Genomic DNA, 25,181 nt, shown 5'->3' on the forward strand with positions numbered 1-25,181 from the left:
AATATAATAATGTGAAAAAAGGTGGCAGTAATCATGCCACCTTTTTTATTTATTCTTCAGGCTTGAACTCATCCTTGCCAACGCCACAGATGGGACATACCCAATCATCTGGAATGTCTTCAAAGGCTGTTCCTGGCTCAATACCACTATCAGGATCACCTACAGCGGGGTCATAGACGTAACCGCATACTTCACAAACGTACTTCATAAGCATAATAGTTTAGTTATTAATAATAGACTGAATCCGCTCTACTATCCGCTCGGGCGGAATGTTTTGTAAACAGGCATAATCACCGCGCTGGCAGGGCTTATTGCCGAATATACTGCAGGGGCGACAATCCAAGTCGAGCTGGATGATATTGTCTTTGTTGTTGTTGAAACCTAAGAATCCAGCCATCGGGTGGGTGGCACCCCAGATGCTGACGACAGGGATGCCTGTCAACGATGCTAAGTGCATATTGGCAGAATCCATGGAGATCATGGCATCAAGATGACTCATCAGTATAAGTTCCTGATACATGGTCTCACAGTGCTTACTCACATACAAGCACTGCCGATACTGTGCACACCATAACTGAAAGTACTTGTCTTCCTGCTCTCCTTTCCCAAAGAAAAAGATGCGTATATTGGGGTGTTTCTGTATCAGTTGGAAGATCACTTGTTCCATCAGTCGAGGAGGGTAAACCTTTCCTTCATGCGCGGCAAAAGGAGCAATACCTATCCATTGCTCGAAACTTTTCCTCGGTCCAATAGCAGCAGGCAACAGGTTTTGGTTTCCTCCTTCTTTCGGAAAGATGGAATGGAACTTCTTAATGTCGACAGGATAGCCAAGACGCGCAAACACTTCTGCATAATTCTCGAACGACGAGGGCAGCGGCTTTTTCACCTTGTGTTTATAAGAGGTCAGCTGCCTGCGCTGGTGACGGTGTTTGTTGACATGTTCCACACGATACCTTCCCAGATTAAAGCGCATCCTGAGGTATTCGGAACGTAGCACGTTGTGCAAATCGGCCACCTTGGTAAACTGCTTGGCCACCAGTCTGCGGTAGAGCGCATTGAGTCCTTTCACCCCGTGATACTCCTTTTTAAGGTCGGCCTCCATGAAATTGACGTTGGGGGCCAGATCCTCAAATAGGGTTCTGGCAAATCCTTTGCTCAGCACGGTAATCCTAATGTCTGGATATTGAGTGGCCAGGGCCCATACCACAGGTACGGCCATAGCAACATCGCCCAATGCGGAGAATCGGATGACAAGGATATGCTCTTTTTTCATCAGCACTATTTCTGGTTATACAGAATAGGGTTGGTAGCAGGGTCGTTATACATCTTCATCTGGCGGTACACCTTCATATACTTACGACCAGCCTCGATATCCTCCAATAACTGGTCAATGGCCAGAGAGAGGTCCTTCTGCTGTTCTAACAGCACGTCGAGTTTAGCTTGGCATTTTGCGATATGTTCTGGTTCAGCATCCTTGCGCTCCACCTGCTCCTTCATGTGGTAGATTTTAAGAGCCAGGATGCTCAGACGGTCTACCGCCCAGGCAGGACTCTCCGTGTTGAGACGGGCATCAGGTAACACTTCCACTCCGCTATACAACTGGCGGAAGTATGAGTCAATCTCTTCGACAAGGTCTGTACGATCCTGATTGCTTCTGTCGATACGGCGTTTCAAGGCAAGTGCCTCGACAGGGTCGATATGCGGATCTCGGATGATATCCTCATAGTGCCACTGTACGGTATCTATCCAGCATTTTAAATAAAGACTATGCTCAATACTATCTTTCTGATAAGGGTTTCTGATAGGCGTATTCACGTCATCAGTAAGGTGATAATCGTTTATCGCCCGATTAAAAATCTGGTTTGCTTGTTTTGTAAATGACATGGTTTTATTTGCTTTTATTCCGCAAAACTACATAAACTTTTTGAATTAGCCAACCAAAATAGTGGAATTTCATATATTATTTTGGTATTATCTCATAAAAACAAAGAAATAAGAGTTATTTTTTGCACAAACACCCTATTTCTGTGCAAAAAGAAGTCAGTTTTTCTTAAAAAAGTTTGCGTAAGTGAAAGAAAATGTGTTACTTTGCACCCGATTTCGGCGAAAAGCCGGTAATTACTTCAAGATAGCAAATTCATTATTAACATTTTAAAGTTTAAAAATTATGTCAGAAATTGAAAGCAAAGTAAAAGCGATTATCGTAGACAAACTCGGTGTTGATGAGGCAGAAGTAAAGGCTGAGGCTAGCTTCACAAACGATCTGGGCGCAGACTCACTGGATACCGTTGAGCTGATCATGGAGTTCGAGAAGGAGTTCGGTATTTCTATTCCCGATGACAAGGCAGAGAAGATCGGCACTGTAGGTGACGCTATCGCTTATATCGAGGAGAACGCAAAATAAATATTTTAGAATTGAAGAATTGAAGAATTCATTCATTGAAGTTCACGCTTCAAGCGCTTTTCTTCAATTCTTCAATTTTTAATTTTATAGAAATGGAATTAAAAAGAGTAGTTGTAACAGGTCTTGGCGCAGTTACGCCAGTCGGCAACACTCCTGATGAGATGTGGAAGAACCTGCTCAACGGAGTGAGTGGAGCCGCACCTATTACAAGTTTCGATACAACACAGTTTAAGACAAAGTTTGCTTGTGAGGTGAAGAACCTCAATGTAAACGATTATATCGACCGTAAGGAGGCTCGTAAGATGGACCGCTACACGCAGCTGGCCCTGATTGCTGCCAAGCAGGCTGTAGAGGATTGCAAGATGGATCTGGAAGCTGAAGACAAGAACCGTATCGGTGTGGTCTTTGGTGTCGGTATTGGTGGAATTAAGACCTTCGAGGAAGAGGTAAAGTACTATGGTGTACACGAGGCCGATGGTCCTAAGTTCAATCCGTTCTTCATTCCGAAGATGATTGCCGATATCGCAGCCGGACAGATCTCCATCATGTATGGCTTCCATGGTCCAAACTATATCACGGCTTCTGCCTGTGCTTCTTCTTCGAACGCATTGGCTGATGCCTTCAACTTGATTCGTCTGGGCAAGGCAAACGCAATTGTTGCCGGAGGAGCCGAGGCCGCTATCTGCGCCACAGGCGTAGGAGGTTTCAATGCCATGCACGCTCTTTCTACTCGTAACGACGAGCCCGAGAAAGCCAGTCGTCCGTTTAGCGCCAGCCGCGATGGCTTCATCATGGCCGAGGGTGCAGGTTGTCTGATTCTTGAGGAACTGGAGCACGCCAAGGCTCGCGGTGCGAAGATCTATGCCGAGATGATCGGTGCAGGTATGAGTGCCGATGCTCATCACATCACCGCCTCTCATCCCGAGGGTCTCGGTGCAAAGCTGGTGATGCAGAACGCTCTTGATGATGCACAGTTGAAGCCTGAGGATATCGATTATATCAATGTTCACGGCACGTCTACCCATGTGGGTGATATCTCTGAGGCCAAGGCCATCAAGGAGGTATTTGGCGACGCAGCCTTCAAACTGAATATTTCATCTACGAAGTCGATGACTGGTCACCTGCTTGGTGCTGCCGGAGCCGTTGAGGCTATGGTCACCGTATTGGCTGTGCAGAACGATATCGTTCCTCCCACCATCAACCATGAGGCTGGTGATGAGGATCCAGAGATCGACTATAATCTGAATTTCACATTCAATAAGGCTCAGAAGCGTGAGGTGCGTGCCGGATTGAGCAACACCTTCGGTTTCGGTGGTCATAATGCATGTGTGGTATTCAAGAAATTTACAGATTAAGTGAGCAGAATGCAAATACACTTGCATTTTTCGAACGATAGTAAATTCGCTGTAAGCAAATATGAGGCTTAATAATATCATTGATAGATTGAAGCTCCCTTTCCGTAAGGAGAAGGAGCTTTTTTCTTCTCTTTATGCGATACTGGGTTTCTATCCTCACGACATTGCTTATTACAAGCAGGCGTTGATGCACAAGAGTGTTCATCGTCGCAATGCGAAGGGTAAACCCTTAAACAACGAACGACTGGAGTTCCTGGGCGACGCCATCCTTGATGCAGTCGTGGGCGATGTTGTCTATCAGCACTACGAAGGGAAGCGTGAGGGATTCCTCACCAACACCCGCTCAAAGCTTGTCAGTCGCGAGACACTGGGGAAGTTGGCCACAGAGATGGGACTGGGTAATCTGCTTTTGTCGGCAGGTCATTCCACCTCGCACAACAGCTATGTCGAAGGGAATGCCCTTGAGGCACTGGTGGGCGCCGTCTATCTCGACAGAGGATATGATGCTTGCATGTGGTTCTGGAAGAACCGTGTGCTTGGCAAGTATATCAATATCGACAAGGTCGCTTTCAAGGAGGTCAACTTCAAGTCTAAGCTGTTGGAGTGGTCCCAGAAAAACCGAGTCCGTCTGGAATACAAGATGCTGAAGCAGAAGAAGGATGACAACGGTAGTCCAGTCTTCAGCTTCCAGGTGGTGCTCGAGGGTGTCGAAGGAGAGAAAGGCACAGGCTTCTCGAAGAAGGAGGCCCAGCAGTTGGCATCGAAGGAGACGTTACAGCGCCTGAAGCGCGAACCGCAGTTTGTCGATGCGATCTTCGCCGCTAAGACCGAGCGTACGAAGATGGAGGAAGAACCTGCCGTAGCTGTGCCGGATACGGAGCAGGAGCAGAACTTCATCATCGAGCAGCCTAAGGAGGAGACGCCCGCGGCAACAGAGTCGACAGAGACAGCCCCTAAGCGTGTCCGTAAGGAGAAGACTCCGAAGACTGATGCCCAGACAGCATCGGCAGAGGATACTGACGAGAAGTTCTTCGCAGAACGGAGCGATCTGGTCGATTATGACCTCTCTGACATCTCCCATAAGGAGAAGTCGCGTGAGGATATCATCGCTGAGGCCGAGGCTGCCGCCTTCGAAGAAATGTAGCAGATTCTTCCATGCTTGATGCATGCTCTAGGTTTCCTCGGAGGAAAGTGGGAGTTTCCCCGGAGGAAACCCTGACTTTCCTCCGGGGAAACTCCCAAGCCCTAGCAGACTAAAAAAACGGTCAATCTGTAACAGAAAGAGATACTAAAGATGAGAGGTCTGTTCTGTGGCTTTAAGACCTTTATTATACAAAAATAACGAAAAATATTCCCCCGTTACAATGCTTTTAACTAATTTTGCAAGCAAAATTGCGCATTAAAGATGAGTCTGACTCAGATTATAGGAAAAGTTTTCGTACCCCGTCAGCATGCATTGGAGAAGCACCAGAACGGGGGAGAGGCACTACAGCGAGCGGTGCTGGAGCATCTGATACAGAAAGCCAAGGATACAGAATACGGTCGGAATCATGCTTTCGACAGCATCAAGGGCTATGATGACTATGTGGGTTGTGTGCCTGTGAACACCTACGAGGAGCTCAAAGGCGACATCGACCGGATGCGACAGGGCGAGACGGATATCCTCTGGCCAGGCCGAACGAAATGGTATGCGAAGTCGTCGGGTACCACCAACGACAAGTCGAAGTTCATCCCCGTCACTCAGGACGGTCTTCATGACATACACTATGCTGGCGGCTTCGACTCCGTGGCCATCTACCTGCGTAACAACCCTAAGTCGAGACTCTTCGACGGACGGGCTTTGATACTCGGCGGCAGTCATGCGCCCAACTATAACCTGCCTGGTTCGCTGGTGGGCGACCTCAGTGCTATCCTCATCGAGAACATCAATCCGCTGGCCAACTTGGTGCGGGTGCCTAAGAAGTCGACGGCACTGCTCAGCGACTTCGAGGTGAAACGCGACCGCATCGCCCGTGAGGCGATGACGAAGAATGTGACGAACATCAGTGGCGTACCCTCATGGATGCTCTCGATGCTCACTCGAATGATGGAGATCACGGGTAAGACGCACCTTGAGGAGGTATGGCCGAACATCGAGGTGTTCTTCCACGGTGGTGTGGCCTTCACACCTTACCGTGAGCAGTACAAGCGGCTGATCACCTCGCCGAACATGCACTATATGGAGACCTATAACGCCAGTGAGGGTTTCTTCGGTATACAGGACGATCCGACGGACAAGTCGATGCTGCTGATGCTCGACTACGGGGTGTTCTATGAGTTCATCCCTATGGATTCGGAGAACAGACAGCCCATCCCCCTCTGGGAGGTGGAGACGGGTAAGAACTATGCGATGGTGATCAGCACCTCGTGCGGCCTTTGGCGCTATGAGATCGGCGATACCATCCAGTTCACCTCGACTAATCCCTATAAGTTCATCATCAGCGGTCGAACGAAGCATTTCATCAATGCCTTCGGCGAGGAGTTGATCGTCGACAATGCTGAGCAGGGACTGGCCTATGCTTGTGAGCAGACTGGTGCCGAGGTGTTGGAGTATACGGCAGCGCCTGTGTTCATGGATGCTAACGCGAAGTGCCGCCATCAGTGGCTTATCGAGTTCTCTAAGCGGCCAGCCGATGTGCAGCAGTTTGCTGCTTTGCTCGACCGTCGTCTGCAGGAGATCAACAGCGACTATGAGGCGAAGCGATATAAGGACATCACGCTCCAGCATCTGGAGATTGTTGAGGCCCGTCAGGGACTCTTCAACGACTGGCTGAAGTTGCGCGGAAAACTGGGTGGGCAGCATAAGGTGCCGCGCTTGAGTAACTCGCGTGATACGATGGAGCAGTTGTTGGCATTACAGAAGTAGGAAGGTAAGAAAGAAAAGAGATAGATACATGAAGGGTATATTCAGAACAATCGTTGAAAGGTGCAAAGGTAACAAACAGTTTTTGCCTTTCTGCCTTTTTGCCTTTTTGCTCTTCATGGGCTGTGCCAGGATGGGACAGCCTGATGGTGGTTGGTATGACGACGAACCGCCGAAGGTGGTTGGCAGCACTCCTGCCGACCGTTCGGTGAACGTGTCGAGCCAGAAGATCACCATCCTCTTCGATGAGTTCATCAAACTGGAGGATGCCACCAACAAGGTGATCGTCTCTCCGCCACAACTGGAGATGCCGGAGATTAAGGCCGCTGGCAAGAAGATCGTGGTGGAGCTGAAAGACTCGCTCAAGGAGAACACCACTTATACCATCGACTTCAGCGATGCTATCAGCGATAATAACGAGGGCAACCCGATGGGAAATTATACTTACAGCTTCTCGACGGGCGAGCGGATCGACACCTTCGAGGTGTCGGGCTATGTGCTCGATGCCAGTGACCTTGAGCCTGTCAAGGGCATTCTCGTTGGCCTGTATGACGATCTGGCCGACTCGGCCTTTAAGACCAAGCCGATGATCCGCGTGTCGCGAACTGACAGTCATGGCCGTTTCGTGGTGAAGGGTGTGGCGCCAGGCACCTATCGTGCCTACGCCCTGCAGGATGCCGACGGTGACTTCCTCTTTGGACAGAAGGGCGAGATGATCGCTTATAGTCATCAGACATTTGAGCCGGGGTCGAAGCCTGATGTTCGTATCGACACCGTGTGGCGCGACTCCCTTCATATCGACCAACTGCGACAGGTGCCTTACACGCATTTCCTGCCTGACGATATCACCCTGTTGGCGTTTACCCAGATACAGACAGACCGTTATCTGGTGAAGACTGAGCGTAAGGATGCCAATAAGATCAGTATGTTCTTCAGTTATGGGCACCCCGACCTGCCAGTCATCAAGGGACTGAACTTCGAGGCCGACAGTGCTTTTGTCATCGAAGCCAATGAGAAGCAGGATACTATCCACTATTGGCTGCGCGACTCGGTGCTCATCAATCAGGATACGCTCCGTATGGAGGTTACCTATATGGTGACCGACTCACTGGGTGCGCTCGTCAGTCAGACTGACACGCTCGACGCTCTGGCAAAGGTGTCGTACGAGAAACGACAGAAGGAGTTTGCCAAGGAACTGGAGAAGTGGCAGAAGGAACAGGAACGGAAGAAGAGACGTGAGGAGCCCTACGACTCTATCTATCCCGTCAAACACTTGGAGCCGCAGTATAACGCATCCTCATCGATGGATCCCGACCAGCGGGTGACTGTCGAGATGCCTACACCGTTGGTGCGCTACGACACAGCCGCTGTCCACCTGTACTCAAAGATCGACAGCCTCTGGTATGAGGCCCGTTGTGTGTTCCGACCTGTGGAGCACTCGTTACGGCAGTTCGAGATCCTCGCCGAATGGCGACCAGGCACGGAATATAGTCTGGAGGTCGACTCCGCGGCCTTCGAGGATATCTACGGACAGGTGTCTGAAGCCTATAAGGAGGGACTGAAGATTAAGGATCTGGATGCCTATAGTACGCTGACTCTCAACATCAGCGGCATTGCCGACTCGCTGCCACTCAGGGTACAGCTGCTCAGCAGCTCAGGTGTGAAGGTGAAGGAGGTGCTTGCCACGAAAGGCTCGGCACATTTTGACTATGTCACACCGAATAAGTACTATGTCTGTGCTTTCGTCGACAACAATGGTAATGGACTGTGGGATACGGGCGATTATGATGCCGACATTCAGCCCGAGGCAGTCTATTATTATTCGCGTGAGATAGAGTGTAAGGCGAAGTGGGATGTCACCCAGAGCTGGAACATCAGTGCCACACCGCTCTATCGCCAGAAGCCTTTGAACATCACAAAACAGAAGGGCGACACAAAGCAGAAACAGAAGAACAGGAATGCTGAGCGCGCCAAGAAGCTGGGCATCACCTACAACAAGGAAAAGAACATAAAACTGGAGGACTAAGCATGATGAAAAGAATACTTTTGTTGTTACTCTTCGCGATCGGCTGTCAGCTGTCGGCTGTCAACTGTCTCGCCCAGTGTGGCATAGAGAACACGGCCTTTAAGTCGGGCGAGTCGCTCACCTATGATCTGTACTTCAACTGGAAGTTCATCTGGATGAAGGTGGGCTCCGCCTCGATGGATACTCGACTCACGAAGTTTGAGGGGAAGGATGCATGGAAGTCGTATCTCATTACTCGGGGCAACAACAAACTCGACAAGTACTTCACGATGCGCGATACGCTGATATCCTATTGTAATCCTGATCTCTCGCCGCTTTATTTCCGGAAAGGCGCACGCGAGGGCGACCGCTATTACGTTGACGAGATATGGTACAGCTATCCCAATGGCAACTGCCGTCTGAAGAAACATCGTATCAATCGTCATGGTGATCATGAATGGAAGACATCGGAGTATAAGAACTGTATCTTCGACATGATGTCGATCTTCCTCCGTGCCAGAAACTTCGATGCCTCGAAGCTGAAGAAGGGCGGTACGATTCCGATGCCCATCAGCGATGCCCATAGTCTGAGTAACTCATGGCTGGAGTTCCGTGGTAAAGAGAACTTCAAGATGAGTGAGTCGAAGGAGAAGTTCCGTTGTCTGGTCTTCTCGTTCTATGAGCGAGAGGACGGTAAGACCCATGAACTGATACGTTTCTATATTACCGATGATCAGAATCATATACCAGTACGCCTCGACATGTTCCTGAGTTTCGGAACAGCCAAGGCCTATCTGAAAGGCTATAAGGGCGTCCGCAGTGCCATGACCTCAAAGATCAGGTAATGCCTTTTCGAGATAGGCTATGAAGTCGGAGAAGCAGTGATGTCGGGGCGAGGTGCCTGTCACGTGTAGAGATGCTTCTTGGGCACAGCACGTGGTATAAGGACCAAACGAGTAGACTGGCACCTTGACAGGATGGCCCTGTGAAGCAGCAAAAGCGAGAATCTGAGAGAGTACATAAGCCTCGCCTCCACTGGTGACGGCGATGGCATCAATGTGTTCCTGACGAAGGGTATCGGTCATTTCTTCAAAACGGCTCTTTTCCATGGCTGCGGTGCGGTAGCAATACACATGAGAGATTGCGGCTCCCGTCAGACTGAGTGCATCCAGGAAGCGGGTGATGGTGGAAGGGACGGGCAGTCCGACGAACTGCGGTAGCAGTACGGCGATGTGTCTTTGCGACAGCGAGGGCAGACCTTTCAAGGCCTCGACGATACCCATCATGCTAGGTTCGGCATCAGGCATGGCGACCGTCACTCCAAGAAGATCCCTGACAGCTTTCTGATCATTACCGATAGCGATAACCTTTCCGTCTATCATGGAACGTTCAAGCCCCGAAGCGGCGAGCGCATTGACTGCCATGATACTCGAACAGATAATATCATCATATGCCGACGCTTTCGCACAGAACGATGTGAAAGAGTTGTCTGTGGTCAGCAGCGACGTGTTGACAAGTGGCCTAAACAACGCATTCAGGCTGCATGGCTGTGCCTTGTCAAGAGCCTCACGTAAGCGGTCTTGATAGGTAACAGGCGCAGTAAAGAGGATACGTTTTACCATCGTGCCAATAGCTGATTCGGTTTGAATACCCTGACAACATAGACCAGACTGATGAGGGCGATGGCCAGTTCGATGAGATAAAGACCGCGATAGTCAAGCCATTCTCCTACACCTCCAGAGATAAGAGAGATGAGCGTAGAACTGAAATGTACCACCACGACCTGAATAGTGAAATCCGTTCCCTCACGTCCTTCGCGCACACAGTCCATGGCACAGGTATAGACCACGATGGAAGCAAAGGCATGACAGGTCTTGACGAGCAGCAAGCCGCCTACTAACATGGGTAATGTGGGCGATATGAACGTGAGCAGCAGGAAATATATTGGAGCGACAACGATCAGCATAGCTACCATCAGACGGGCACGATACATGCCGATGCGGCGGATGAGCACATGACCCACCCAAGCCATGACAAACGAGGTGGCTGTACCCACCATACCAAACCACACTCCTATCTCCTTCATGTTATAGCCGAGGTCGACCATATAAGGTCGTACGTTAGCGATGATGCCGATGATACCCATAAAGTAGAGCAGGAGGAACACCACATGAGGGATGATATCCTTGCGGGAGAAGAACCACACAAAGTCCATGAGCTTAGCCCTTTGTTTGGGCGAACGGGGTTCGATGTGAATCTTTTTATTAAACTGTAAAGGTACCACCATGAACCAGGCGACCAGTCCCAGCAAAGGGAACACTACATGCCAGCCAAAATGGTCAAGCATCACGATGAAGATACCGCTACCCAAGAAGGCACCGGCATATCGTCCCATCGACTGCATGCTGTTCACCGCACTGTGATCGCCTTTGCCAAAGGCGCGCACGGCAAGTCCGTCGGTGGCGATATCCTGTGTGGCCGAGGCAAACATGGAGAGAAATACCAGCACGAAGATGAAATAGATATCGGCAGAGATATCCAGGAAACCAATACTGATGATTGACAGGGCATAGACCGACTCCATGAGCAGGATGAAGCGCCGGTAGTTGGAAAGATTGGAACACTGACGGTCGACCATGGGTGCCCACAGAAACTTGATGAGCCAAGGGATATGCACCAGATGTAGTAAGCCAATAGTGGCCAAGCCGAAGTTGGCCTGGCGCATGCTGACTTGCATAGCTGTCGTGATAAACGTGGATGGAATGAACTGCGCTATGTATAGACAGAAGAACGTGGCGAGGTTCAATCGGCGCACATTGTCGACGCTACTATTGGTTGTTGTCATATCGTGATGAGGTTAGAAATTCAATTCAATCGTTGTTCCAAACATGAGAGGTCTACCGGCCTGGGCGTAGTTGCCTGATGACGACTTGAAGCCGTAGGCCATATAATCGGTATTGGTGAGGTTCTTACCCCACATCTCCCAGGTGACAATGCCTTTGGTGAGAGCCACCTTGGCGTTGAGCAGCGTATAGAAGTCCTGACTGACCAGATTGTCCTCTGCCCAGTAGATACGACCCAAACCGCGGAGACCCACGTTGAACATCACGCGATCCAGCCAACCGGTAGGGTTGATGGTGTAGTTAGCATCAAGACTGAGCGTGTGGTTGGGCACCAGTGGCAGGCGGTTGTTGGTGTAACTCACCGTCTTGCTTTTCTCATAAGAGAGGAAACGGGCGTAGGTATAGCCGTAGTTAGCTGTGAACTGCAACCCTTTTACAGGGCGCGCCACGATGTTCAGCTCAGCTCCCTTGCTGTCGGTATGACCAGCGTTGGTGGTGATATTGCCTACTCCAGCAATGGTAGAGGTAATCTGCATGCGGCGCCAGTCGATATAGAACAGGTCGGCACTCATGGTAAGCAGGTTGTTCAGCAGGTTGACGCTGGCGCCCACCTCGTAGTTCCAGCTATACTCAGGATCATACGAACGCTGGTCGACGGTAGAGAACGATTTATTAAAGCCACCAGGCTTGTAGCCACGTGTTACAGACACATAGTAGAGATTATCCTCTGTGGTATGATATTGCAAGGTGAACTTTGGCGTTACCTGCGTAAAATCCTTGCTGCTTTTGAAAGACTCGCTCGTAGCCGATGGCTGACTGAGGTCTACCAACGAAATATCGCCGACAGGAAGGCCTGTTACCTTCTTGTTGTCGTACTTAGTCTTAGCATGCTCGTAGTCGAAACGGATGCCGGCCGTGGCAGAAAGACCTTGCCAGATATTGTAGGTGCTCTGGTGGTATAGAGCCAGCGAACAGGTCGGCACGCAGTAGTCGGTATGACTGATCGAGGGGGTTGAGGGAGAGAGGTTATCAACCGTACGATTCACATGCTCCATCATGCCAAAGGCGCCAATCACCCATTGGTAACGGCTATCACTATTCGATTTGAGTGTCAGTTCCTGTGATACCATGTTCTGGTGACGGGCATTCTCTACAAACGACTTGTCTACAGTCGTAAAATCCTGGTCGATAGCCTGCTTAGACTCGATATACTGGAATGAGGTTTGACTGTTAAAGCTGACAGCAGCCCCAGTGTAGGTGATTCCCAAACCGTTGGTACTGATCAGTCGGCGGAACGAGCTGAAACGGTTATAGCTGATGGGTTGGAGCGTGTTGGTCTCCACATCCACTGGCGCATAGGGGTAGCCGCCTTGGTCGCTATAGGAGAAATGGCTCGTCAGGCGTACCAGCCAGGCGTCAGAGGGCTGGTAGTACAGCCCGATGCGCTCTTCGGTCTCATTCATCTTATCCACCTTCTTGTCGAGATAGCTGTTGCGGAAAGCGCCGTCGTTATGATGATACAGGGCTCCGAAGGTGAGGCCGAACTGATTAGACAACTTGGTATAATTAGAAATCTGGGTGCGCAGGTCGTTATAGCGTCCGTAACCTAGGCGCACACGGGTATTTTGATACTCCAGAGGGTTGCGAGTGCTGATATTGATAATACCACCAATAGCGTTACGTCCGTAAAGCGTGCCCTGAGGACCACGCAACACCTCTACAGAGGCAACATCACCCAGATCGCAATCAAATGAAAGGGGCTCATAGAAAGGCATGCCGTCTATGTAGAATCCGATGCCTGTACCATCCGACTTGTTACCGACACCTCTTACAAATACCGGACAACTGGCTCTGGAGCCATAGTCGGGCATATAGAAATTCGGTATGACGGCTGTCAGCTCTTTCAGTCCTGTAATCTGTTGGTTGCTGAGTTGACGAGCCGATAGGGCTGTGCGTGATACGGGTACCAGGTCGTATTTGCCTGATTTGAATGCGCATACCACTACCTCGTCGAGTGCATACGATCGTGCTGTGTTTGTGTCGGCTGGTGCAATCTCTGGCCCTTCGATGGCCATTAGTGATGAAAGTAATAATCCTAAAAACATAAAAAGAAAAAATATAATTGAAGTATTAAATCCGTTTTAACCACTCAGTGACGAATCGCACGTTATCAAGAGGGGTGTCCTTGTGAAGACCATGCCCCAGATTGAAGATCCAGTCGGGATTTTCGCGGAAGAAGTCGGCATAACCTTCCAGGTGCTGCCTAATGACCGTCTGTGGTGCGAACAGGATCCGTGGATCCATATTTCCCTGCAGGCCCAGGGCGCAATCCACCAGACGGCGGGCTACCGTGATAGGCGTCTGCCAGTCGATACTCACGAAGTCGCAGTCGCTCTTGGAAAGCATCTGAAGACCTGTCCCGAAGCCCTTGGGGAAGAAGATCACAGGCAGACCGTGCTGGCGGGCTGCTGCAGTGATACGACGCACAAAGGGTAGGACCATCGTGCCATATAGTTCGGCCGATATCACACCAGCAAATGACTCGAAAATCTGGAAGGCATCAATGCCATGCTCAGCCTGCAGATGCACATAGGCTTCCGAGGCACTGGTGATGGCTTCGAGCAGTTGTAGTGTCTCTTCGCGGTGCGTATATAAGTAGCGCACCACCTCAGTGAACTGCAGACTGCCGTCGCGCCCGCCAAGCATATAACAGAGACAGGTGAGTGGTCCACCACAAAAGCCGATCACAGGAGTGTCGTTGCTTTTCTGGCGTTGTATCTCGTCAAGAGTGTCGGCCACATGAGTGAGGTGGCTGGCATCGAAACGGAGTTCCGAAGCGGGCTGTGCCACTCCCAGTAGCGGTCGCGGGAAGGCAGGGCCGTTACCGTTCCATTCTACCTGGACACCCAAGGCCTCCGGGATGACCAGAATGTCGCTGAACAGGATGGCGGCATCCATGCCCATATCGTCGATAGGCATAAGTGTCACCTCAGCCGCCAGCTTGGCGTCGGCCATAATGGAACGGAAGGGTGTGGCCTTGGTAAGGGCGCGATAGCGGGGAAGCACACGACCAGCCTGGCGCATCATCCATACAGGAGGGCGACAGGCGGGTTGATGATTGATAACCGCTAAGAAGGGATTACTATACATATACTCGCGTTTTCTTGTGCTACACAACACAGCATGGCTGTTTTGGGGTGCAAAGATAACGCATTTCTGCAAATCACGCAATCCCTATTTATATGGATTCTTCTAACGGTCGAAGGCAGCTATCTTGTCGAGGTAATACCGTCGCAGATCCTGCCACTTGTAGTAAGGCCAATTATCGGTGGTGATGGGCAAGTATGTCTCGCGCTCGTTCAAAAGAGCCTTTACGAGGATGTCACCGCTCTTTCCTTTCTTCGGGCGGTAGAACACCAGTTGGATGTTACAGGCCATTGGAAAGATACGATAATTACGCCAGTAGGTGTCGAGCTCGTCGAGGTTGTCAACGGAAACGTTGCAATTGTCGAGTTCCAGCAGACAGGCCAGTGGCATCACGCAGATCTCATGACCGAAGCGCAGGGTGACCTGTGGCTGCGTGACAGTGTCGGCGGTCTCGATGATGTTCTTCAGAAGGTTCAGTTGACTGAACGGCATCTTTCCATTTGAGATAGGTGAGGCGGCATAGTCGAGATACCAGCCGATATTACGGATACGCCACTGGTCGTACAATTCCTCGTCGGTGAAGAGCGATAGCAGATCGATGTCGGAGTCGTGGCTCTGCATGTTGGCAGCAACAATAAAGAGTTGGCGCATGAAGTCACCAGCCGCCACATTGTCATACACCCACAGCTGATCATTGAAGAGCGCCTTCATCAGTCGTTCGGGGTGTGTATATTTCTGCTGGTATTCCTTATCTTCTTTCTCGCCTTTCTCGCCTTCCTCTTTCACGATACCCTCCCAGGGCTGGTTCAGATAATACTGTAGCGATTCGCTCACGTCGTTATGGATCTGGGCTGTGGGGTTGGCACTTGCCAGTTCTTCGCACTCAGCAATCATCGAGAGGATGCAGCGGTTGACAACAGTGCTACGGGCATCGATTCTTAGACCTTTCGCCTTGAACAACTCAGGGAAGTGCTCTGTCATGCGCTTGCCGATACCGTGGTGCTGGCGCTCGCCAACGGTGGTGAGGTCGCCAATCCGATTGATGGATGATGTATAGACGGCTTCCATCTTCTGAAGAGTACTCTCTCCAAGCGCTGTCAGCTTACCAGCCTCGTGGGCCTGTTGGAGGGTGCTCAACGGGCGTGTGTATTTACCGTCCCATGTCAGCCAGCGTGAACCGTGCCGACCGTAATGGCTCATGTGGTAGGGCTCATAGCCTTTTGGTGTGGGGGTCAGTGCCTTTGTGGGCAACTGTCGATCGTAATCCAGATAGTTACTGCCAGCCAGATAGCGGTTGGCAATGATCTCGTCTTCTGCGGACATCTCGAACATTGGGGCGTTCATCCCCGGATAAGGCTTGCTTGTCTGTGGCTTTTGTGCCTGTGCAGCCATCGAGAGGCCGAAGGCAAGAAGCGTCAGTTGTAGTTTCATCTTTCTATTTTTTAGGTTTATAAAAGTACTGCAAAGTTACAATAATTCTTCTGTCCAACGGACAACATCCTTGTGTTTTTTGTCGTAAAGTGATGTCTTACGCGTTGATTCTCCATGTCCGTCAACATTTGATACACCTTCTGTCAACATTCTTTCTTTGCGGGAGGCAATAAAATATGTAACTTTGCAAAAAAGATATGATAAGACGTTGATAACTTATTCAAGGTTCATACAAATTAGGTTATGTCCTGCTGCATGGACTTGTGAAAGTCCGTGCAGTTTTTACTTCACAGGCTGATGCCGGCAAATAGGGGGCACCATGTGTGGTATTTGATAGTTTTTTGTATCTTTGCATCACGAAAATAAAGAATAGATTATGTTGAGGAGATACTTTTTCATATGGGCAATGGTCTTGTTCGGCTGTCTTCACAGTGCCGGACAGGAGGACCTGCGTTTCTATCATATCGATACGAAAGGATATAGGGTCAAGACAGTTTTCCGTGGTGCAGACAACCTTATGTGGGTGGGTACATCATTCGGACTGTTTACCTTGCCGCAGTTGGAGAGTAGGAATCCTGACGGTTATGACCGACAGCACCAGCGTATGCGGACGGGTATCGACAGAATATTTGAGGATAGCAAAGGACAGCTATGGATGGTGACACATGGTAGTGGCATTATGATCTATGACCCGAAGACCAACGCGTGTACAGCCGATGTGGCCGAATTGTTAGGAAAGAAGAATATTCATATCGACAAAAACAGGGATTTCTCCATCTATATAGAAAACCGAAGAAACTGCCTGATCTGGCAGGATCATCAGCTTTATGCGCTCGACTTGGATGATGGGAACGTACGGAGCATATTACTTGAAGACAATGGTGAGCAGGTGATGAAGGTGGAGTCGAACCGTCGGGCCTTCGCGGTTCTGACGACAAAGAACTTGTATTTCTTCTCCTTGGGATCGAAGGTGCTCATACGTCGGGAGCCGCTAGCATGTGAAGTGAAATACGAGACGCAGCTGACGATGGATGAGACATGCAACGTGTGGCTGAGTGATAATAAGATTGTACAGGGATATAACTATCAGGCCCAGAAATGGATGTCGTCTGTGGCATTCCCTTCTCATGTGTCGGCCATCGCGTGTGGCCCTGGTGGGAAGATATGGATAGGACAGGAGAACGATGGTATCTATATCTGCGATACGGACCTGCAGATCAGACATCATCTGGAACATATGCTGGGCGATGCCAACAGCATCAGGGATAACCAGATCTATATGCTGCACTACGAGAAGACCAGTGGTGCCATGTGGGTGGCCTATTCCAAAGGCGGCATCTCTATCTATGACAAGAAACAGAACTGCGGTATGCTTTATCAGGTCATGGATCGTCAGAATCCGAATGCGATGACCGATGTGCTCTCTTTTGCCCAGACGATTGATGGAAAAGGACTATGGATGGGACTTGAGGACCGAGGTATCTTTTACCGCCCACTCATGGAAGGACGCTGGGAACAGGTGCTTGGTAGGGCTTCCGTCTCTTTCCTGAAGACTGGGTCGGATGGTTCCTTATGGGCAGGTCTCTATAAGCAGGGGCTGCTGCATATGACCATTCAGGGGAAACGGGAGTTTTATTTCAAGGGCGAGTCACCTTATAATATAGCATTCACCCCGACAGGACAAGTTTATGTGGCATTACAGGGTAAAGGCGTGTGGCGTATGGATCTGACAAAAGCCCAGATTGTCGATACCCATATCTGGGCAAACTTCGTTTTCGACCTGAACTATCATCAGGGTCGACTGCACGCAGTGGCAACGAAAGGCTATTTCGTCATGGATGCCAGTGGACGATGGAAGAAGATACGCGATGGCATCTTCAGGCATGGCTGTATAGATCGTCAGAACTATGTCTATCTGTTAGGTGACGGCAACCGTGCCTTGGGTCTGACAATTATTGATCCTCAGGGGGGACTCGTCAGTCTGCCATCCACATTGGAGAAGGGATTATCGAGATGTGCCACTCTCGACAAGTCGGATAATCTCTGGGTGGTCAATGGTCATAAGTTGGTGATGCTACGTCATCGTCAGAACAACCAGGTGGAATGGGAATACAAGGTGTTTAACATCAATCCGGAAGGAGAGCGGATCTATTATAACCCTGGTGCCATTCATATTGACCGGATGAACCAGCTATGGCTTGGTACAGACAACGGCTATCAATGCATCAACCTGAACAGACTGATGGAGCAAAAGGACAGGAAGTCGGAGGAGAAGCCCTTGGCCATCGGCTGTATCAGTATCAACGATGAGATTTTGTCGCCGAACAAGCCCTTGAATGGTAGGGTGCTGATCACCCATGATGTGGGACTGACGAAATCGCTCAACCTGAAGTATAATGAGAATAATATTGTGGTAGAGTGTTCCAGACTGTTCGAGGAACGGACACCGACCGACATCTATTATTATCAGCTACGTGGCCTCTCGGACACGTGGCAGTTGGTAGACAATCAGACAATCGTACTCTCTAACTTGCCTCCCGGAGAGTATCAGCTCTTCACGAAAACACAAGATGCCTTGGAGAGTCACCTGTTGGATATCTCGATAGCGCCTCCGTTATGGCGCAGCTGGTGGGCCTATCTGATCTATCTGCTGATAGTCATAAGCGTGGCTATTGGTATGCTCCGCTATTTCCGTAATAAAAGGGAGTATGAGATGCGACTGCAGCAGTTGGCTCTGCAACAGGAACAGGAGAAGCACTTGAACGAAATGAAGCTCCGCTTCTTCACGAATATCAGTCATGATCTACGTACGCCATTGTCGTTGATCATAGGTCCAGTGGAGGATCTGGAAGGGAAGGCAGAGGATACAGCTACCAAGTCGATGCTGGGGTTGATCCATCGTAATGCTGACTTACTACTGTCGTTGGTGAACCAGATTCTTGACTTCCGCAGACTGGAGTTTGGAAACGAGAAAGTGAACCTTTCGTATGGTGATATTGTCTCGACAATCGGTGATATCTGCGATACCTTCAGACTGAAGGCAAGGAAAGAAGGAATCAGTCTGGATTTCCAACCGATGGTGGAGCGCGTGGAGACACAGTTCGATAGGGATAAGATGACTAAAATCATCATGAATCTTTTGGCCAATGCCTTTAAGTTCACCGATCGTGGTGGAAGCATCACCGTGAGCACTGATGTGCTGGATGGGCATGTCGTTATCCGAGTGGCTGATACGGGGATAGGTATATCCGATGAGGAGAAACAACTGGTTTTCGACCGATTCTATCAGTCGGACAACGCTCATCTTCAGGCAATCGGTAGCGGCATAGGCCTGCATATCGTCCGGGAATACGTTCATCTGCAAGGAGGTGAGATCACGATACAGGATAATGAGGCAGGAAAGGGCACGGTATTCTGTATCACATTACCCTTGTGTCAAGGAACGCATGAGCAGGAGAAGGAAGAGGAGAGCGACGAGACAATACCAGTGGAACAGAACGAGCCGTTGCATGAGACAACAGTCCTGGTGGTCGATGACAATAGCGATTTCCTGACGTATGTCAGTCAGAGTCTGTCGGGCACGTATAATGTGGTCAGTGCTTCCAATGGAGAGAATGCTCTGGAACAGCTTCAGGAGAACGATGTGGATATCATCATCAGTGATGTGATGATGGACGGAATGGATGGTCTGGAGTTATGTCGTATGGTCAAGTCCGATATCGCAACCTCGCATATCCCTGTTATCTTACTCACAGCTAAGGCTCAGAGCACGAATGAGTTGGAAGGTCTGGAGGCCGGTGCCGATGATTATATCACCAAGCCCTTCAGCATGAGTATCCTGCTTCAGCGCGTCCATAACCTCCTTGAGCGCAGTCGTCAACAGCATCAGCGCTTTAAGAACGAGATAGATATCGAACCGTCGGAGATTACGGTTACATCGCTCGACGAACAGTTTATCACCAATGCTATCACACAGGTTGAGGCGCATATTTCAGACTCAGACTTTAATGTGGAAGAACTAAGCAGTGCGATGGGTGTCCACAGGTCGCAACTCTATAAGAAACTGCAGCATCTCACGGGACGCACACCCATCCAGTTTATCCGATTGTTACGCCTAAAGCGCGGCAAGCAACTGTTGGAGAAGAGCGGACTGTATGTCTCGGAGATTGCCTATCAGGTGGGCTTCAACTCACCTCGTGTTTTCTCCAAGTATTTCAAGGCGGAGTTTGGGATGACCCCTGATGAGTATAAAAACAAAAATGGAATAAATAATGAATGAAGTGAAAAGAAAGATGGCAACTGTAATGTTGCTCGTAGGCCTTGTCATGACTGGCTGGGCACAACAGTCGAAAGTGCTTGACCAACTGAAGGCCGATCCAAGGAAAGCATATGGGAATGATTATCCCTATCCGTGCGACTCCTCTCAGATGACCGAAGCTCCAAACGGCTATCAGCCGTTCTATGTGAGTCACTATGCCCGTCATGGTTCGCGCTATTATTGGAACAGTCGTCTTTATAATGAACTTGACACGGTGTTGACCATTGCCCATGGTCGTCAGCTCCTGACGGCTGAAGGAGAGGCCTTTTATGATAAATTTATGGCTGTCAGGAAAGAACTGATGACGGGAGCATCGGAACTCACGCAACTTGGTTGGGAACAGCATCAGCGCATCGCTCGTACGATGTATAACCGTTTCCCGCAGGTGTTCGAAAAGGGTGGTAATGTGCTTGCCATCGCCTCATTATCGGGTCGGTGTGTGCTCAGTATGTCGGCATTCTGCCAGGAACTGGTACAGTGTAACCCTGCCATAGAGATCCGTGAGCAATCGTCACGTTTTACGCTTAACGGTGTCGTACCCACTGATGGTCAGAACCCGGATAGACGGAAGTTCCCGAAGGTGAAACCACACTGGGAAGACAACCGTGATAAGTTCTCTTTTACCGACTCACTGCCACAGAAGGTTCTTTCACGGATGTTCGTCAGCACTGAAGGATTGTCTGGAAACGTACGTCATATCGCAGACAACCTGATTGAACTCTATACGTCGCTGCCAAACATCGCCCATGAGGGAATGATGGGACGACTTGTGTCCGACGAGGAGATTGTGAACAGATGGGAGTACACGAACCTGGATTCTTATTCCTGGGTGTTCGAACCACAGTACGAGATGATTCCCATCCTCGAGGATATCATGAGAAAGGCCGATGCCGTGATTGCAGGCAGTAGCGACCATATTGCCGACCTACGCTTCGGGCACGACTCATGCATAGGACCGTTGACGGTGCTGATGGGTATCAATGGCGCCGACCGTGACCCAGAGGATCCGTATGAGGTGAAGAACGTCTACCAGAACTGGCAAACCTGTAAGGCCTCGAACATCCAATTGGTGTTCTACCGTGGTCAGAAAGGTGTAGATGATATCTTAGTGAAATGTCTTCTCAATGGTGCTGAGGCTAGTCTGCCAGTGCCAACCAACTGCTATCCATATTATAAATGGTCCGACTTGCGCGCTGTCTATATGGAGCGCTGCAAGAAGTGACAGAAAGTCTAATTGCTTTCTATCTTCAATAGGATCTCCGCCCGGACTTGCGAAAGTTCGGGCGGAATGTATTTATATGTTGTCTTTGTTGCCTTTTCATGTTACGAATGTTTCTCTGTAAAAATGTGGTCGTTCTTGTCAACAAATGATATAGGTATAACCTAAGAAAATGAACTAATTTTGCAAGCGACGTAAGAGGTACAATCTGTGTAATACAACCAATAATAAAAAACAAAATGTATGGGAAAAACAATCAGTAAAACTGCTCTTTTAGTGGGAGTGCTCACCTTGTCGGGCTTTTGCTACTCACCAAATGCGAGCGCTGCGACTTCTGTCAGTGAGGTTCAGCAGGCGACAAAGAAGATCAAAGGAACCGTGGTTGATGCGACGGGACCGGTTATCGGTGCCAGTATCATGGAGAAAGGAACCTCGAATGGTACAATCACCGATCTTGACGGAAACTTCACCCTCAACGTGAATCCTGGTGCATCCATTGTGGTCTCGTTCATCGGTTTCGAGACACAAGAGATTAAAGTAGGTCAACAAGAGAGTCTTTTGATTAAGATGAAAGACGACAATGCCGTCTTAGAAGAGGTGGTTGTGGTAGGCTATGGTGTACAGAAGAAGAAACTTGTCACAGGAGCCACCGTTCAGGTAAAAGGAGAAGACATCGCCAAGATGAACACCACCAATGCCCTGACTGCCATGCAGTCGAGTACACCTGGTGTACAGATTACTCAGGGCTCCTCTCAGCCCGGTAAGGGATTCAAGGTGAATATTCGTGGTATTGGCACGATCGGCGAGAGTTCTCCATTGTTGATTATCGACGGTATCAATGCCGGAACGGCAGATGATGGACTGAATGGTCTTAATCCGAACGATATCGAGTCAATCGACGTACTGAAGGATGCTGCCTCGGCTGCCATCTATGGTGCACGTGCTGCCAATGGTGTAATCCTCGTGACAACCAAACAGGGTAAGGCAGGAAAGGTACAGCTACAGTACGACGGTTATGTAGGCTGGTCGAATGCCTATAAGGTGCCCGATTTGTTGAACGCTCAGCAGTATATGCAGATTATCGACGAGACCAATGTCAACACCTATGGCGAGGCAACTAACTGGTCAAGCATCGTTCCACAATATATAGTAGATAAGGTAAAGGGCGGTTGGACAGGTACCGACTGGATCAAGGAGTACGAGAATAAGAATGCTCTACAGTTCAGTCATGCCATGACAATGAACGGTGGTACTGAGAACTCGAAGTTCTCAATATCGCTTAACTATAGCTCTAATGAGGGTATCATGGGTGGCGACAATGCCTCTAACTACAAGCGCTTTGGTGCTCGTATCAACTCTGAGCATGTATTGCTGAAAGGTAGAGATCTGCTTGGAGAGAGCCACGATATCATCACTATCGGTGAGAATGTAAGCTATTCTTATCGCAGGAGTCACGATCTGGCAGAGGGCAGTGGCTACTGGAACATTATGCAGGCGGCTTATGTGGCATCACCATTGGTAGAGGCCTATGATGCAGAGGGAAACATTGCTTCTTACGATAAAAACGGTGCAGGCTATAGTACAGAGGTTTATAGTAACCCACTGAACCACTTCCTCGCAGGTGGTTACAACTCTATTAACAAACATCGCTCTTTTGGCGTCAGTGGTACCTTCTATTGGATTGTTGAACCGATCAAGAACCTGCGCTACCGCGGACAATTCAATACGGGCTATCAGAGTGCAAACAGCAGGGATATCTGCATGCCTTACAACTCCGGTCCAACCAGTGCAAGTGCCAACTATACCATGAACATGACCCAGAGTCAGGGCAGCACTTTCACCTATGAGAACACGCTGTCGTATATCCTTCCGAAACTCGGGAAACACACGATAGATATGCTCGTGGGACAGTCGTTGGAGCGCTCGCAGTGGAGCGCTGGTATGAAGATGGGCTTCAATGTCAGTGAGGACAGACTGAACCCACTCGTACGCAATGGATGGTATTACAACATCCCATCAAACTATGAGGGCGACTATCTTAACGGTCACTCGGGCTATGACAACCCCATGCAGACCAGTATCGTGTCGTTTTTCGGACGTATGAACTGGAACTACGACGAGAAATACATGGCCACAGCTATTCTTCGTGCTGACGGTTCCAATAACTTCGCACGTGGTAAGCGCTGGGGTTACTTCCCCTCGTTCTCTGCTGGTTGGGTAATCACCAACGAGAAATTCATGGAGAATACCGCCAGCTGGCTCGACTTCTTGAAGCTCCGTGCTTCATGGGGACAGAATGGTAACTGTCAGATCGGTAACTTCTACTATCTTTCTAATATCGGGTTCTCGCCCACGACTTATGCCGACTATGGTTACAAGTTCAGTAACGATGACATCTACACCTTAGGTCAGAATAACTACACTTCTGGTGCCTATGCCAAGAACCCACCCAATGAGGATGTCACTTGGGAGACCTCCGAGCAGACAAATATCGGTATGGATGCGCGCTTCCTGGGCGGTCGTCTTGGTCTGAGTTTCGACTGGTACGTGAAGATGACCAAAGACTGGCTGGTACAAGCACCGATGAATCAGGTACTTGGCTACGAGGAGCCTGCCATGATCAATGGTGGCGACATCAAGAACACTGGTATCGAGGTAGCACTCTCATGGCATGATAAGATAGGCAGCGACTTCAGCTATCATGCTAACGTGAACGTGGCTACCAACAAGAACGAGGTAACACGTCTGGCCGCCAATGGTGGAAAGATAGGTACGGATAGTAAGTATCTGAATAGTCTGTTCCAGGGCTCATCGTATGTGTCACTCGTAGAAGAAGGTCATCCGGTAGGCTATTTCTATGGTATGTCGTACGATGGTATCTGGCAGAATCAGGCCGAAATCGATGCTGCCCGTAACGCAGGCAAGCCCGTCCTCGATACAGCGGAACCTGGTGACCCTATCTGGACCGACTATGATGATGATGGTGTAATCAACTATGACCTCGACCGTCATGAGATCGGTAATCCGAATCCCGATGTGACCCTTGGCATCAGTCTCGGTTGCGAGTGGAAGGGCTTCGACTTCGGTGTAACTGGCTTTGGCGCTTTTGGTCAGCAGATTATGCAGTGTTATCGTACCGCCCAAAGAGCCAACCAATATGAACAGTATACCACCGATGTGTTCGATCGCTGGCATGGTGAGGGAACAAGTAACACACAGCCTCGTCTGACTTGTGGTCTGTTAGCAGATCAGTGGGTATCGACACGGTTCATGCAGAATGCCGACTATTTCAAGGTACAGAACCTCACGCTGGGCTATAACTTCAACAAGATATGGAAGAGTTCTCCGTTCAGTCAGCTTCGCCTTTATATGCAGGTACAGAACCTCTACACGTTTACTGGCTATACGGGTGTTGATCCGGAATGTTCTGCCGATGGCGGTAAGAGTGATGATAACATGAACTTCATCCGTGGTATTGATGTCGGTCTCTATCCTTCTGCCCGTACCTTTATCCTGGGAGCAAGTATTAAGTTCTAAGAGTTAAACAATTGAAGCGT

17 protein-coding genes are annotated in these 25,181 nt (G+C 49.6%); 9 read left to right on the forward strand and 8 right to left on the reverse strand.

Features of this window, described 5'->3' with window-relative positions:
* Positions 1-49: 49 nt before the first annotated feature.
* Genes rd through BMY63_RS05455 form a run of 3 tightly spaced genes read right to left on the reverse strand, consistent with a single transcriptional unit; the run spans position 50 to position 1,884 of the window.
* Entirely contained in the window at positions 50-214 is a 165-nt protein-coding gene (gene rd / locus BMY63_RS05445; protein WP_255397464.1) for a rubredoxin, read from the reverse strand.
* 6 nt (positions 215-220) lie between these two features.
* Positions 221-1,273 carry a glycosyltransferase family 9 protein gene (locus BMY63_RS05450; protein WP_091915442.1) on the reverse strand — a complete coding sequence of 351 codons (1,053 nt, stop codon included), beginning with the start codon at positions 1,271-1,273 and terminating at the stop codon, positions 221-223.
* Positions 1,274-1,278: 5 nt separating this feature from the next.
* Positions 1,279-1,884 carry a DUF4254 domain-containing protein gene (locus tag BMY63_RS05455; RefSeq protein ID WP_091900259.1) on the reverse strand — a complete coding sequence of 202 codons (606 nt, stop codon included), beginning with the start codon at positions 1,882-1,884 and terminating at the stop codon, positions 1,279-1,281.
* A gap of 283 nt (positions 1,885-2,167) precedes the next feature.
* Here BMY63_RS05455 and BMY63_RS05460 point away from each other — a divergent pair, with 283 nt between their 5' ends.
* The 6 genes from BMY63_RS05460 (at position 2,168) to BMY63_RS05485 (ending at position 9,511) form a co-directional block, all read left to right on the forward strand.
* A complete protein-coding gene (locus tag BMY63_RS05460) occupies positions 2,168-2,404 on the forward strand; it encodes an acyl carrier protein (RefSeq protein WP_013065488.1) in 237 nt (78 codons plus the stop codon).
* A 92-nt stretch (positions 2,405-2,496) separates the two neighbouring features.
* Positions 2,497-3,759 carry a beta-ketoacyl-ACP synthase II gene (gene fabF / locus BMY63_RS05465; RefSeq protein ID WP_091900258.1) on the forward strand — a complete coding sequence of 421 codons (1,263 nt, stop codon included), beginning with the start codon at positions 2,497-2,499 and terminating at the stop codon, positions 3,757-3,759.
* Positions 3,760-3,820: 61 nt separating this feature from the next.
* The gene (gene rnc / locus BMY63_RS05470; protein WP_091915240.1) at positions 3,821-4,903 is read left to right on the forward strand and encodes a ribonuclease III; all 1,083 of its coding nucleotides are present in this window, start codon (positions 3,821-3,823) and stop codon (positions 4,901-4,903) included.
* A 261-nt stretch (positions 4,904-5,164) separates the two neighbouring features.
* A complete protein-coding gene (locus BMY63_RS05475) occupies positions 5,165-6,664 on the forward strand; it encodes a GH3 auxin-responsive promoter family protein (RefSeq protein ID WP_091915242.1) in 1,500 nt (499 codons plus the stop codon).
* A 130-nt stretch (positions 6,665-6,794) separates the two neighbouring features.
* A complete protein-coding gene (locus BMY63_RS05480; RefSeq protein WP_371113575.1) occupies positions 6,795-8,687 on the forward strand; it encodes an Ig-like domain-containing protein in 1,893 nt (630 codons plus the stop codon).
* Between the two features lie 5 nt (positions 8,688-8,692).
* Entirely contained in the window at positions 8,693-9,511 is an 819-nt protein-coding gene (locus BMY63_RS05485) for a DUF3108 domain-containing protein (protein ID WP_371113576.1), read from the forward strand.
* On the opposite strand, the gene BMY63_RS05490 is transcribed toward BMY63_RS05485, so the two are convergent.
* The 5 genes from BMY63_RS05490 to BMY63_RS05510 form a co-directional block, all read right to left on the reverse strand.
* Complete coding sequence (locus BMY63_RS05490) at positions 9,497-10,288, reverse strand: uroporphyrinogen-III synthase (RefSeq protein ID WP_091900253.1); 792 nt, start codon at positions 10,286-10,288, stop codon at positions 9,497-9,499. The two genes, BMY63_RS05485 and BMY63_RS05490, sit on opposite strands and share 15 nt — an antisense overlap.
* Positions 10,282-11,511 (reverse strand): MFS transporter, encoded by a 1,230-nt coding sequence (locus BMY63_RS05495; RefSeq protein ID WP_256218949.1) that lies wholly within the window; start codon positions 11,509-11,511, stop codon positions 10,282-10,284. The genes BMY63_RS05490 and BMY63_RS05495 overlap by 7 nt, the downstream gene beginning before the upstream one ends.
* 12 nt (positions 11,512-11,523) lie before the next feature.
* Positions 11,524-13,614 (reverse strand): TonB-dependent receptor, encoded by a 2,091-nt coding sequence (locus tag BMY63_RS05500; RefSeq protein WP_091915248.1) that lies wholly within the window; start codon positions 13,612-13,614, stop codon positions 11,524-11,526.
* Positions 13,615-13,639: 25 nt separating this feature from the next.
* On the reverse strand, positions 13,640-14,659 hold the full coding sequence (gene hemE / locus BMY63_RS05505; RefSeq protein ID WP_091915446.1) for a uroporphyrinogen decarboxylase: 1,020 nt from the start codon (positions 14,657-14,659) through the stop codon (positions 13,640-13,642).
* Between the two features lie 102 nt (positions 14,660-14,761).
* Complete coding sequence (locus BMY63_RS05510; protein ID WP_255397462.1) at positions 14,762-16,087, reverse strand: histidine-type phosphatase; 1,326 nt, start codon at positions 16,085-16,087, stop codon at positions 14,762-14,764.
* A gap of 376 nt (positions 16,088-16,463) precedes the next feature.
* Here BMY63_RS05510 and BMY63_RS05515 point away from each other — a divergent pair, with 376 nt between their 5' ends.
* The 3 genes from BMY63_RS05515 (at position 16,464) to BMY63_RS05525 (ending at position 25,161) form a co-directional block, all read left to right on the forward strand.
* The gene (locus BMY63_RS05515) at positions 16,464-20,366 is read left to right on the forward strand and encodes a hybrid sensor histidine kinase/response regulator transcription factor (protein WP_091915250.1); all 3,903 of its coding nucleotides are present in this window, start codon (positions 16,464-16,466) and stop codon (positions 20,364-20,366) included.
* Between the two features lie 13 nt (positions 20,367-20,379).
* A complete protein-coding gene (locus tag BMY63_RS05520; RefSeq protein WP_143065726.1) occupies positions 20,380-21,627 on the forward strand; it encodes a hypothetical protein in 1,248 nt (415 codons plus the stop codon).
* 240 nt (positions 21,628-21,867) lie between these two features.
* On the forward strand, positions 21,868-25,161 hold the full coding sequence (locus tag BMY63_RS05525) for a SusC/RagA family TonB-linked outer membrane protein (protein ID WP_091915253.1): 3,294 nt from the start codon (positions 21,868-21,870) through the stop codon (positions 25,159-25,161).
* The last annotated feature ends 20 nt before the right edge of the window (positions 25,162-25,181 follow it).

Origin of the sequence: Prevotella aff. ruminicola Tc2-24 (assembly GCF_900110895.1) — a bacterium.
Classification (GTDB): domain Bacteria; phylum Bacteroidota; class Bacteroidia; order Bacteroidales; family Bacteroidaceae; genus Prevotella.